The organism is Cellulomonas wangleii, assembly GCF_018388445.1.
In the GTDB taxonomy this organism is placed as follows: Bacteria; Actinomycetota; Actinomycetes; order Actinomycetales; family Cellulomonadaceae; genus Cellulomonas; species Cellulomonas wangleii.
Window position 1 is genome coordinate 3,011,500 of sequence record NZ_CP074405.1, and the last position, 12,177, is coordinate 3,023,676.

General features: G+C 74.3%; 13 protein-coding genes. 7 read left to right on the plus strand and 6 right to left on the minus strand.

Annotated elements, in window-relative coordinates; translation table 11 throughout:
* Positions 1-4: 4 nt before the first annotated feature.
* Genes KG103_RS13860 through KG103_RS13875 form a run of 4 tightly spaced genes read left to right on the plus strand, consistent with a single transcriptional unit; the run spans position 5 to position 3,886 of the window.
* Positions 5-976 (plus strand): carbohydrate ABC transporter permease, encoded by a 972-nt coding sequence (locus KG103_RS13860; RefSeq protein WP_207339125.1) that lies wholly within the window; start codon positions 5-7, stop codon positions 974-976.
* 10 nt (positions 977-986) lie between these two features.
* Positions 987-1,892 (plus strand): carbohydrate ABC transporter permease, encoded by a 906-nt coding sequence (locus KG103_RS13865; RefSeq protein ID WP_207339126.1) that lies wholly within the window; start codon positions 987-989, stop codon positions 1,890-1,892.
* Positions 1,893-1,896: 4 nt separating this feature from the next.
* On the plus strand, positions 1,897-3,249 hold the full coding sequence (locus KG103_RS13870; protein WP_207339127.1) for an arabinan endo-1,5-alpha-L-arabinosidase: 1,353 nt from the start codon (positions 1,897-1,899) through the stop codon (positions 3,247-3,249).
* Between the two features lie 22 nt (positions 3,250-3,271).
* Entirely contained in the window at positions 3,272-3,886 is a 615-nt protein-coding gene (locus tag KG103_RS13875; RefSeq protein WP_207339128.1) for a YesL family protein, read from the plus strand.
* 23 nt (positions 3,887-3,909) lie between these two features.
* Here the strand turns inward: KG103_RS13875 and KG103_RS13880 are convergent, their stop codons facing one another.
* From KG103_RS13880 to KG103_RS13895, 4 genes are all read right to left on the minus strand, one after another.
* A complete protein-coding gene (locus tag KG103_RS13880; RefSeq protein WP_207339855.1) occupies positions 3,910-4,926 on the minus strand; it encodes a LacI family DNA-binding transcriptional regulator in 1,017 nt (338 codons plus the stop codon).
* A gap of 202 nt (positions 4,927-5,128) precedes the next feature.
* Positions 5,129-5,227: a 30S ribosomal protein bS22 gene (locus tag KG103_RS13885; protein ID WP_003792170.1), complete on the minus strand. Its 99-nt coding sequence runs from the start codon at positions 5,225-5,227 to the stop codon at positions 5,129-5,131.
* 180 nt (positions 5,228-5,407) lie between these two features.
* Complete coding sequence (locus KG103_RS13890) at positions 5,408-5,644, minus strand: helix-turn-helix domain-containing protein (RefSeq protein ID WP_207339129.1); 237 nt, start codon at positions 5,642-5,644, stop codon at positions 5,408-5,410.
* A gap of 138 nt (positions 5,645-5,782) precedes the next feature.
* Positions 5,783-7,006 carry an acetoin utilization protein AcuC gene (locus tag KG103_RS13895; RefSeq protein WP_207339130.1) on the minus strand — a complete coding sequence of 408 codons (1,224 nt, stop codon included), beginning with the start codon at positions 7,004-7,006 and terminating at the stop codon, positions 5,783-5,785.
* Positions 7,007-7,139: 133 nt separating this feature from the next.
* Between KG103_RS13895 and KG103_RS13900 the strand changes: the two genes are divergently transcribed.
* From KG103_RS13900 to KG103_RS13910, 3 genes are read left to right on the plus strand one after another with little or no spacing between them, the layout of a single operon-like run.
* On the plus strand, positions 7,140-8,513 hold the full coding sequence (locus KG103_RS13900) for a TrkH family potassium uptake protein (RefSeq protein ID WP_207339131.1): 1,374 nt from the start codon (positions 7,140-7,142) through the stop codon (positions 8,511-8,513).
* A gap of 4 nt (positions 8,514-8,517) precedes the next feature.
* A complete protein-coding gene (locus KG103_RS13905) occupies positions 8,518-9,213 on the plus strand; it encodes a potassium channel family protein (protein ID WP_207339856.1) in 696 nt (231 codons plus the stop codon).
* A gap of 49 nt (positions 9,214-9,262) precedes the next feature.
* The gene (locus tag KG103_RS13910) at positions 9,263-10,333 is read left to right on the plus strand and encodes a PPK2 family polyphosphate kinase (RefSeq protein ID WP_207339132.1); all 1,071 of its coding nucleotides are present in this window, start codon (positions 9,263-9,265) and stop codon (positions 10,331-10,333) included.
* A gap of 48 nt (positions 10,334-10,381) precedes the next feature.
* On the opposite strand, the gene KG103_RS13915 is transcribed toward KG103_RS13910, so the two are convergent.
* Entirely contained in the window at positions 10,382-10,792 is a 411-nt protein-coding gene (locus KG103_RS13915; protein ID WP_207339133.1) for a hypothetical protein, read from the minus strand.
* Between the two features lie 72 nt (positions 10,793-10,864).
* Positions 10,865-12,100, minus strand: a complete 1,236-nt coding sequence (locus KG103_RS13920) for a hypothetical protein (protein ID WP_207339134.1) — start codon at positions 12,098-12,100, stop codon at positions 10,865-10,867.
* Positions 12,101-12,177 lie beyond the last annotated feature (77 nt).

Here is a 12,177-nt window from a genome sequence, read left to right on the forward strand (position 1 = left end):
CCTGATGTCGCGATCCGCGGCCCCCGAGGCCCCGCCGGCAGTGCCCGGCGCGCAGGGGACGGACGCCGGTGCGTCGATGCGCACCGCCCGCCAGCGCCGGCAGCTGCACCGCAGCGAGCACCGCTGGGCGATGCTGTTCGTCGCACCACCCGTGCTCGGGTTCCTGCTGTTCACGCTCTACCCCGTGGCGTTCGCCGCCTACGCGTCGCTGACGAGCTGGAACGGGCTGGGACCGATGCGGTTCACCGGCCTGGACAACTACCGACGGCTGCTCGGTGACGAGTACTTCCACCAGTCGCTGTTCAACACGTTCTTCTACATGATCGGGATCCCGATCGGCCTGGCCCTGGCGCTGCTGCTCGCGATCGCCCTGGACCGGCGCATCCCCGGGCGGACCGCGTTCCGCACCATCTACTACGTGCCGGTGATCTCCTCGCTGGCCGCCATCGCGATCGTCTGGCAGTTCGCGTACAACGGCGACTTCGGCCTGGTCAACCAGGTGCTCGCCGTCGTCGGCGTCGACGGGCCCAACTGGCTGCAGGACACCGACACCGTCAAGCCCGCGATCATCCTCATGATGGTCTGGAAGGGCCTGGGCTACTCGATGCTCCTGTACCTGGCGGCCATCCAGTCGGTGCCCGCGTCCCTGCACGAGGCGGCCGCGCTCGACGGCGCCGGATGGTGGCAGCGGCTCTTCCACATCACGATGCCCATGGTGCGACCGGTGACGTTCTTCCTGGTGGTCACCAACATCATCGGCGGCGCGCAGCTGTTCACCGAGATCAACATCATGACGCCGAACGGCGGGCCCGAGTTCAGCTCCGCCTCCGTGGTCTGGTACATCTGGCGCCAGGCCTTCCGCTACCAGCAGATGGGGTACGCGACGGCCATGGCCATGGTCCTCGGCGTCCTCATCCTCGTCATCACCCTGATCCAGTTCCGCCTCAACCGGCGCAACAGCTTCAGCATCGACTGAGGGGCCCGCCATGACCACCATCCCCACCCTGCCCCCGCGCGACCTGGCCACCCGCGGCCGGCGCCCGTCCGGCACCGGTGCGCGCCGCGAGAGCCGCGCCGTCAACGCGCTGCTGCTCGTCGTGCTCTCGGTGTTCGCCCTGGCGATGCTCGCACCGCTGCTGTGGATGTTCACGACCGCCGTGAAGACCAAGCCCGAGGTGTTCGCGCTGCCGCCCGTGCTGTGGCCCGACTCCCCGCAGTGGGCGACGTTCGCGCGGATGTGGACCGAGGCCCCGGTGCTGTCGGGCTTCAAGAACTCGATCATCGTCGCCGGCACCGTCACCGTGATCGGCTCGGTGACGTCCTCGATTGCCGCGTTCGCGCTGTCGAAGATGCGCCTGCCGGGCAAGAACGTCATCTTCCTGGCCCTGCTGTCGGGCCTGATGATCCCCTACCCGACGCTGATGATCCCGCAGTTCGTCATGTTCTCGCGGCTGCAGTGGGTGGACACCCTGCTGCCCCTGATCGTGCCGCTGCTGTTCGGCAACATCATCATGATCTTCTTCCTGCGGCAGTACCTGGAGTCGGTCCCCGACTCGCTCATCGAGGCCGCGAAGATCGACGGCGCGTCCTACCTGACGATCTTCGGGCGGATGATCGTGCCGATGATCCGCCCCGCGATCGCGGCGCAGTTCATCCTGTGGTTCATGACGGTCTGGAACGACTACCTCGGGCCGATCCTCTACCTGAACTCCCCCGGCAAGCAGACGCTCCAGGTCGTGATCGCCAACCTCAACGTGGAGTACGCCACGCAGCGCGACTACCCGCTGATCATGGCCGCGTCCTTCGTCGCGCTGCTGCCGATCCTCGTGGTGTTCCTGGTCTTCCAGCGGCAGATCATCGAGTCCGTGGCGCTCACCGGCTCCAAGGCGTAGCGCCGTGACGACCCTCGACCCGGCCGGCAGCGTCGACACCACCGGCTGGGGGGCCGGGCACGCCCACGACCCGACCGCGGTGCGCGACGACGACGGCACGTACTGGCTGTTCTCGACGGACGCCCACGCGGACGGCCCGGTCCGCGGCGGCGTGCAGGTGCGCCGCTCGGACGACCTGGTGACGTGGACGTTCCACGGCTGGGCGCTCCCGGGCGTGCCGGCCGCCGCGGCGGCCCTCACGGGCGCGACCGGCCTGTGGGCGCCGGAGGTCGTGCGCGTGGGCGGCCGCTGGCGCATGTACTGGTCGGCGTCGTCGTTCGGCTCCCGGTGCTCGGCGATCGGTCTCGCCGAGGCCGATCACCCGGGCGGGCCGTGGCACGACCGCGGGCTGGTCGTGACGAGTGCGGCGGTGCCGCCCGACACGACCGGCTCCCCGCACGGCGACGGGCCGCCCAACGCGATCGACGCGGCCGTCGTGGTCGATGCCACGGGCGCCACCGAGCGGCACTGGATGGTCTACGGGTCGTTCTTCGGCGGGATCCACGCCCTCGAGCTCGATCCGGTCACGGGCCTGGCGCTCGACGCCCCGGCCCCCGGCGTGCCGAGCTCCGGCCCGGGCGTCCTGCTGGCGCGCCGGGCCCCCGAGGTCGAGGGGGCGGTCGAGGGCGCGTACGTCCTGCCCCGCCCCGGCGGCGGGTGGGCGATGCTCGCGTCGTGGGACTCGCTGTTCTCGACGTACCACGTGCGTGCCGCCGTCGCCGACGAGGTCACGGGCCCGTACCGCGACCGCACGGGCCGTGACCTGCGCGACCCGGCGCACGACGCGGGGACGGTGGTGCTCGCCGGGCACCGGCTCGCCGGCGGCCCGGGCCTGCGGGCGCCGGGCCACGGTGCGGTGCTCACCGAACCGGCCCGCGACGGCACGCCCGCGCGCCGGCTGCTCGTGCACCACGTGCGCGACGAGGACGACCCCACGCGCCACCGGGTGCAGGTGCGACGCCTGGTGTGGACGCACGACGGCTGGCCGCTGGTCAGCCCGCAGCCCTGGGCAGGGCAGGCCCGCGAGGTCGACGACGAGTCCCTGTGGCCGACGGACCCCGCGGTCCTCGCCGGCACCTGGGAGGTCCTCGACGTGGGCGCGGACCCGCGGACGGTCCGGCGCACGCACGAGGGCACCCTCGACCTGCTGCACGTGCGCGCGCTCGGCTCCGGGCGCTTCGCGGCGCGGCGGGCCGACGGCACCCCCGTGCAGGCGGTCGTGCTGCCCGCGTGGGACTCCGTGCGGGACGTGGCGGCGCAGGTCGCGGTGCTGCTCGACGACCACGGGCAGGTCACCGCCGCGACCCGCCCCGCCTGACGCACCTGGGAGGATCGGGGACGTGGACGCGCAGGGATGGGCCGGCGGGGTGATGACGGCCCTGCGGTGGGTCGCCCACCTGCTGGCCGTGCAGGCCCTCGTGGTCGTCGGCACCCTGGCCGGGGGCGTCGTCCTGGGACTGTTCCCCGCGCTCGACGCGGGCGGCCGCGTGCTGGCCCGCCTGCCCGCGGGCACGCCCTCGGAGCACGTGTGGCAGGACTTCTGGCACGCGTGGCGGGCAGGGTGGCGCCGGGCCGTGCTCGTCGGCGCGCCGCTGTGGCTGGTCGCGGCGGTGCTCGCGGCGGACGCCTGGGCGCTGTCGGCCGCGCAGGGACCGGTGCGCGCGGCGCTCGGCGCGGGCCTGGGCCTGGTCACGGCCTGGGCGGTCGTGGTCCTCGCGTACGCGGCCCCGGTGCTGCGGCGCTACCGCGCGCCCCTGCCGGCGACGTGGCGGTTCCTCGTCCTGGCGCCCGCCCTGGGCCCGGGCACCGCGGTGGGTGTGCTCGGCGTCGCCGCCGTGTGGGCCGCGACGTGCTGGGTCGCCCCGCCGCTCGCGGTGCTCGGCGGCGTGGCGGTGCCGTTGCTGGCCACCGGGTGGCTCGTCGACGTGCGGCTGGACCGGCTCGACGCCCGCTGACGGCCCCGCCGGCCGGGTGCCGCTCAGACGTGCGCGGCGTCGCCGATCGTGGACTCGCGCGCGACGACCGAGAAGTCGGCGACGACCTGGCGGAACGGCCGGTCGTCCTGCGCGCCGTCGATCCGGTCGACGAGCAGGTCGACCGCGGTGGCGGCGATCTGCTCGCGGCCGGGGTTCACGGTCGACAGGGTGGGTGCCGCGTAGGCCGCCTCGTCGATGTCGTCGAACCCGATGACGGCGATCTCGCCCGGCACCTCGATGCGGCGCAGGTGCAGCGTGTGCAGGGCGCCGAGCGCGAGCGCGTCGTTGAGGCCGAACACCGCGTCGATGCCGAGGTCGGCGTCCAGCAGCCGCGCCATGGTCTCGGCGCCCGTCGCGCGGTGCCATAGCCCTGCCTCGCCGACCAGCGCCGGGTCGTAGGGCAGCCCGTTCTCCTCGAGCGCCGCGACGTAGCCCTGCACGCGCAGCGCCGCCGAGCCGACCGACTCCCCCGCGTGCGCGCCCACGACGGCGATGCGCCGCCGACCCTGGTCGATCAGGTGCTGCGTCGCGGCCTTGGCGGCCTCGACGTTGCGCATCGTCACGTGGTCGGCCGGGCCGCCGAAGATGCGCTCACCGAGCAGCACCATGGGGTAGTCGACGCCCTCGAGCTCGCCCACGTCGTCGGGCCCGAGCGCGAGCGGTGAGTAGATGAGGCCGTCGGTGAACTGCCGGCGCTGACCGCGCAGCACCTCGAGCTCCCGCTCGCGCACCGCTCCGGTCTGCTCGATGAGCACCGTGAGCCCTCGCGCCTCGGCGGCCCGGATGACGGAGTCGGCCAGCTCCGCGAAGTACGGGAGCGACAGCTCGGGCACGGCCAGGCCGACGAGCCCGGTGCGCCCCCGGCGCAGGTTCCGCGCGGTGACGTTGAGCTGGTAGCCGAGCTCCGCGATCGCCTGCTCGACCTTCTCGCGGGTGCTGTCGCGGATGTAGGGGTACCCGTTGACGACGTTGGAGACGGTCTTGATCGACACCCCGGCGCGCGCCGCGACCTCGTGCATCGTCACGGCCCCGCTGCGTCGTCCGTTCACCGTGTGCCCTCGCCCTCGTCGCCGCCCGCGGCCCGTGGTGTCGCCTGCCGACCCAGGGTGGCAGACCCCTTGATCCTACATCGTTGTAGATCCTGCGGGTTCCCGGACACACGTCGGGCCCGGTCATCCGACCGGGCCCGCGGTGCACTGCTCGCCGCGATGCGGCGTCAGCTCACTTCTTGTTACGACGCTGGTGACGCGTCTTGCGCAGCAGCTTGCGGTGCTTCTTCTTCGCCATGCGCTTGCGGCGCTTCTTGATGACGGAGCCCATGCGGTCCTCACTCTGTTTCCGGTCACGACCCGAGGGCCGTGAGTGGTGGTCGATCGACGCGCGGTGCGCATCGGGCCGACCCGAATCACCCACGCACGCAGAAGTCCGAGCACCCACCTTACGCGATCGGCCGCCGCGTCCGCGAACGGCTGCCCGCGCACCCGCGGCGGCGGGGCGTGCTCAGGAGCTGCGCCGCTCCTCGCCGAGCCCCTCGGGCTCGACTGTCGCCGACGAGCGCAGGTAGGCGTCGAGCGCGTCCTGCGGCACCCGGAACGACCGTCCCACGCGCACCGCCGGCAGCTCACCCGCGTGCACCAGCCGGTACACGGTCATCCGCGAGACGCGCATGAGGTCGGCGACCTCGACGACCGTGAGGTACCGCACGCGGGTCGACCGCCCGCCCTGGTCCTCGCCCATGCCCCGGCCCTCCTGGATGGCCGGGCCGCGCCGGCGTCGCGCACCCGAGGTTCCGGGTGCCAGACCACCTTAGTTGCGCGTGTGACAGGTGGGAAGCACGGGACACCCGCCCGGCCCAGCGTCGCAGTCGGCCGCCGGTCAGTCGAGGTCCGGGTCCAGCCCCATCGCCGGGAAGACCGCCGTCCGGGTCGCCCGGATCGCCCGGTCCACGTCGTTCGCGGGGTCGTACCCGCCCGACCAGGGCCGGAACGTCGCCGGGGCGCCGTCGGTCATCCGCGCCACCGCCTCACGGCCGTACCGCTGCCGGACCACGGCCAGCCACTCCGCCGGCACGGGCGTGCTCGGCTCGACCGGCCGGTGCGAGGCGACGCCCAGCAGGTGCGTCCACGTGCGCGGCACGACGTCGAGGATGGCGTACCCGCCGCCGCCCAGCGCGACCCAGCGCCCGTCGCTCACCTCGTGCGCCAGGTCGTGCAGCAGGTGGGCCGCCACGCGCTGGGCGTCGACCGACACCCGCAGCGTGGCCAGCGGGTCCAGGCGGTGCGTGTCGCACCCGTGCTGGGTCACCAGCACGTCGGGCGCGAACTCGCGGACCACGGCGGGCACCACGGCGTCGACGGCCCGCAGCCAGCCCGCGTCGTCCGTGCGCGAGGGCAGCGCCACGTTGACGGCCGTGCCCTCGGCGCCCCGCCCGCCGATCTCCGTCGGGTAGCCCGTGCCGGGGAACAGCGCGTGGCCCGTCTCGTGGATGGAGACCGTCAGCACGCGGGGGTCGTCCCAGAAGACGTCCTGCACGCCGTCGCCGTGGTGCGCGTCGATGTCGACGTACGCGACCCGCTGCGCCCCGGCCCCGAGCACGTCCCGGATGGCGACCGCGGCGTCGTTGTAGACGCAGAACCCCGACGCCGCCCCGGGCTGGGCGTGGTGCAGCCCTCCGCCGACGTTGACGGCGTGCTGCGTGCGCCCCTCCCAGACCGCGCGCACCGCGTCCAGGGTGCCGGCCACCACGCGGGCGGCGGCGTCGTGCATCTGCGGGAACAGCGGGTCGTCGCGCGTGCCCAGCCCGCGCGCCAGGTCCGGGACGCCGTGCTCGGCCGCCGCGTGCACCGCCCGGATGTAGGCCGGGTCGTGCACCGTGGCCAGCACCTCGTCCGACGCGGGCGCCGACCCGACGACCTCCACGTCCGGCCGGTCGAGCAGGCCGAGCTGCGCCGCGAGCGCGATCGCCAGGTCGATGCGGTCCGAGGTCATGGGGTGGCCGAACCCGAAGTCGTACCCCAGCAGCTCCGTCGACCACCCGACCCGCAGGGTCGTGGCCGCGCCGGCACCGCGCGCGGTGGGGTGGGCGTCGGTCGCGACCATGGGCCACACCGTCCCATCGCACGCCCCACGTGTCGACCCGACGTGCCGTAGCGTCCGCACCCGGTCCCGTGCGCGCGTGGGCCCCGTCCGCGCGTGCCAGAGTGTGCTGTCGGCACGATCAGCGGGAGGCGGGATGGCAGCGGGGCCCGGCCTGCTGTGGCGTGCTCGCGAGTACGTCGACCGGTCCGCGCGGCAGTCGCCGGCCCGCCTCGCCCTCGGGGTGTTCGCCCTGGTCATCGCCGGGATCACCGCCCTGCTGCAGATGCCCTTCGCGACGGCCGACGGGGAGCCGGCACCGCTCGTCGACGCCCTGTTCACCGCGACCTCGGCGACCACCGTCACCGGTCTGGTCGTCGTGCCCACGGGTGAGTACTGGTCCGGGTGGGGGCTGGCCGTCATCCTCGTCGCGATCAAGATCGGCGGCCTGGGCGTCATGACCCTGGCCTCCCTGCTGGGCATGGCCGTGTCGCGGCGCATCGGGCTCACGCAGCGCCTGCTGGTCTCCTCGGAGACCAAGGTGACCCGCCTCGGCGAGGTCGGGTCGCTGGTGCGCACGGTCATCATCACGTCCACCGTGCTCGAGGTCGCGATCGCCCTCGTGCTGTTCCCTCGCCTGCTGGTGCACGGCGAGCCCCCGGGCACCGCCGCCTGGCACGCCCTGTTCTACGCGGTCTCGGCGTTCAACAACGCCGGCTTCGTGCCCACCCCGGAGGGCCTCGCCCCGTTCGTCTCGGACTGGTGGATGCTGCTGCCGATCATCGTCGGCGTGTTCATCGGGTCCCTGGGGTTCCCGGTCATCCTCAACGTCGCCCACCACCTGCGCGCCCCCGGGCGCTGGAGCCTGCACTCCAAGCTGACGATCACCACGAGCGTCGGCCTGGTGGTCTTCGGCTCGGTCGTGGTCGCGGCGTTCGAGTGGACCAACCCCGGCACGTTCCAGCCGCTGGACGGCGGCGGGACGATCCTGGCCTCGCTGTTCGCCGGGGTGATGCCGCGCTCGGGCGGGTTCTCGACGGTCGACGTGGGGCAGATGCACGAGGGCACGTGGCTGCTGCTCGACGCCCTGATGTTCGTCGGCGGCGGGTCGGCGTCGACGGCGGGCGGCATCAAGGTGACCACGCTGGCCGTCATGCTCCTCGCGATCGTCGCCGAGGGGCGCGGCGACCGGGACGTCGAGGCGTTCGGACGCCGGATCCCGCGCGAGACGCTGCAGGTCGCCATCGCGGTCGGCTTCATCTCCGCGACCATCGTGCTGATCGCGTCCCTGCTGCTGCTCGCCATGACCGGGCTGACGCTCGACCGCGTCCTGTTCGAGGTCATCTCGGCGTTCGCGACCTGCGGACTGTCGACCGGCATCACCGCCGACCTGCCGACGCCCGCGAAGTACGTCCTCGTCGTTCTCATGTTCATCGGCCGGACCGGCACGATGACGCTTGCGGCCGCGCTCGCGCTGCGCAACCGTCGTCGTGTGATCCGCTACCCGGAGGAGAGGCCCATCATTGGCTGACAGCCTGCGTGCGGGCGGCGGCGAGCCGCGCACCGCACCGCGCACCCCGCGGAAGGGATCCGGTGTCCTGGTCATCGGGCTCGGACGGTTCGGGTCGGCCATCGCCGCGACCCTCGACCGGCTGGGGCAGGACGTGCTGGCGGTCGAGCGCAGCCCCGAGCTGGTCGCCCAGTGGGCGGGTCGCGTCCCGCTGGTCGAGGCCGACGCGGTCAACCCCGAGGCGCTCGAGCAGCTCGGCGCCCGGGAGTTCCCCGTGGCCGTGGTCGGCGTCGGCTCGTACCTCGAGGCGTCGGTGCTCATCACGGGCAACCTCGTCGACATCGGCGTGCCGCAGATCTGGGCCAAGGCCATCAGCTCCGAGCACGCGCGGATCCTGCAGCGCATCGGCGCGCACCACGTGGTCCTGCCGGAGGCCGACGCCGGGTCGCGCGTCGCGCACCTCGTCAGCGGCAGGATGCTCGACTACATCGAGGTCGAGGACGGGTTCACGGTCGTCAAGATGCGCCCGCCCAAGGAGACGCAGGGCTTCACGCTGGCCCAGTCCCGCGTGCGCGAGCGCTACGGCGTCACCATCATCGGGGTGAAGTCCCCCGGCATCGACTTCCAGTACGCCACCCCCGAGACCCGCATCTCGGCGAACGACCTGGTCATCGTCGGCGGTCACGCCGACCTGCTCGAGCGGTTCGCCGCCCGGCCCTGACCCGCCCGCCCGCACGGCCCGCACGCCGCCCCTCGACCAGGAGACCACCATGGCGAAGAAGAAGTCCGGCACGAAGGCCTCTGAGAAGTCGTCCGACGCCAAGGGCTCCGGGAAGCCCGAGGGCAAGGCGGGCCGCAAGGCGCGCAAGAAGGCCGACGAGAAGCTGCAGAAGGCGGCCCGCAAGGTCGAGAAGGCCGAGCGCAAGGCCGCCGAGGCCGAGCAGGAGGCCGCCGCACGCGCCGCCGTCGCCCGCGACGCAGCGGTCGAGGGCCTGACCGCCCAGCGGGACACGGCGATCGAGCTGCTGCGTGCGCGTCCCGGGTTCGTCCTGACCGAGCTGGACACCGCCTCCACCCCGGGCTTCGAGGGGTCCCGGGCGCAGTGCAAGGGCGCGCTCGGCGCGATCGGCAGCGACCTCGCCGACCTGCAGGAGCGTCTCTACGCCCACGGACGCACCGGTGGCGACCGGTCGGTGCTGCTGGTGCTGCAGGGCCTGGACACGTCCGGCAAGGGCGGGATGGTGCGCCACGTGCTCGGCCAGGTGGACCCGCAGGGCGTCGCCCTGCACGCGTTCGGCGTCCCGACACCCGAGGAGGCCCGGCACCACTACCTGTGGCGCATCCGGCGGGCGCTGCCCCGGCCGGGGCGGATCGGCGTGTTCGACCGCTCCCACTACGAGGACGTGCTCGTGGCGCGCGTGGACGGGCTCGTCGCGCCCGAGGTCTGGGAGCGCCGGTACGACGAGATCAACCGGTTCGAGGCGCAGGCCGCTGCGGCCGGGACCACGGTCGTCAAGGTGCTGCTGTGGGTCTCCCCCGACGAGCAGCTCCGGCGGCTGCGCAAGCGGCTGGAGCGGCCCGACAAGCACTGGAAGTACTCGCCGTCGGACGTCGACGCCCGGTCGCGGCGACCCGCGTACGAGGCGGCCTACCAGGACGTGCTCGACCGGACCAGCACGGACGCGGCCCCCTGGTACGTCGTGCCGGCCGACGACAAGTGGTACGCCCGGCTCGCGGTCAGCGCGCTGCTGCACCGGGCGCTCACGGACCTCGACCTCGGGTGGCCGGAGGCCGCGTTCGACGTCGCGGCGGAGATGGCCCGGCTCGACGCCACGCGCTGACGCAGGACGCGCGCCCGGGCGACCCGGGCGCGCTGCCGGTGCGTGCGGTCAGGATCCCGCGGAGGGCCGCCGCTGACGGGGCAGCGCGCCGTGCGGCAGCACCCGCAGGTCGGTGGGGGTGCCGGCACCGGGCGGCACCGGCGCGGGACCGTCGTGGCCGGGGCCGAGCGGGTGGGCCGTCCCGGTCCCGGCGACCGCCTGGTGGCCTGCACCCGTCCGCGGCTGCGGCGCGCGGCGCTGGGTCGGCACGAGGGGTGCGCGAGCCGCCGGACCGACGTCCGGGGCCTGCACCCGGCGGGGCCGGTGCAGGTGGACCACGGCGGTCGTCCCGGCCGCGGCCAGCAGGAGCGCACCGGGCAGGAGGTGGCCGCCGGCGCTGAGCAGGGCGCCAGCGGTGACGAGCGCGAGGCCGGCGGCGAGGCGAGCGGTCGGCAGGGTGCTGCGGAGGTAGATGTGCATGATCGACTTCCTTGCCTGGAGAACCGGGACGCCACGGGGGCGTCGGACGTCGCGCGCGGCGCGTCCGTCCGGTCAGGCAGGGATCGGCAGGACGTCGCGCTCGGGATCGGTCGGCGGCACGTCGGACGACGGGGACGTCGTCACGCGTGCGGGGACGACCGGTCGCAGGCCGGGCACCGGACCGCCGGTGGGGCCGGCACGCGGCGTGACGGCACCGGCGCCGGGGGTGCCGCCCCGGGTCGCGAGCGCCACCGGCGCGGGAGTCGTGGGCCGCTGGACCAGCACGGTCGGGACCGTGGGCGTCGTCGCGAGCGCGACCTGGCCGTGCGAGACGTGCGGCGTCGCCGTGACGACCGCCGGGGCCTCGGGCTGCGGGCCGACCGGCCCGGGTGCCGTGGGCCAGGGCGTCCGCAGGCCGGGTGACGTCGCGGTCGCCGGGGCGGGCGCGACGTCGTCGATGAGCGCCGCCGTGGTGCCGACGCTCGACGCGTCCGGCGACGGCACCGAGGGCTCGGGGCGCACCAGGGTCGCGGGACCCTGCTCGCGCGCGGAGGTGCTCAGCTCGCGCATCAGCCGGGCGGCGGCGTCCACCGCCGTGACCTCGTCAAGGGTCGCGACCACGACGACGGGGTCCAGGACGGCACGGTCGGTCGGGACGAGGGTGACCGTGGCAGGCAGCGCCGGGTCGGGGCGCAGCACAGCGGTCTCCCGGTCGATGCCGGCGACGGGTCGCACGTCCTCGAGGCCCTGGTCACCGGTCGCGGGCGGCGCGCTCCCCTCCGTCGCCGGCTCCACGGGCGGGTCGTCCACCGACGGCGCGGGGTCGACGGGCGCGGGGTCCACGGGCGTCGGGTCCACAGGCGCCGGGTCCACGGGCGTCGGGTCCACGGGCGTCGGGTCCACCGGGGTCGGGTCCACCGGGGTCGGGTCCACCGGGGTCGGGTCCACGGGCGCCGGGTCCGGGGGCTCGACGGCCTCCGGCGGCACGGCGGATCCGTCCGGGACCGTCGACTCCGCAGGGACCGTCGACCCGTCCGGGACCGTCGGCTCGTCCTGGCCCGACGGCTCCGCCGGGACGCCGGGATCCCCCGTGCCGGCGTGCTCGACGGCGGTGCCTCCCAGCGCAGCGACGGTGTCCGTCACCCGTGAGACCGCCACGGCCGGCAGGGCTCGGGCGTCCCCGGGGGTCCGGGCGTGGGCGGCGTCCCCCGCGGCGACCTGGATCAGGACCAGCAGCAGACCGCCCAGCGCAGCGAGCAGGACGCGGAGGACCCACGTCTCCGCTCTCCCGCGTCGCTGCGTGTCCATGCCGAGCCCTCCCCGGTGCGCGCACCGACGCACGTCCTGGACAGTATGCGACCTGAACCACCCGAATCACCATCTTT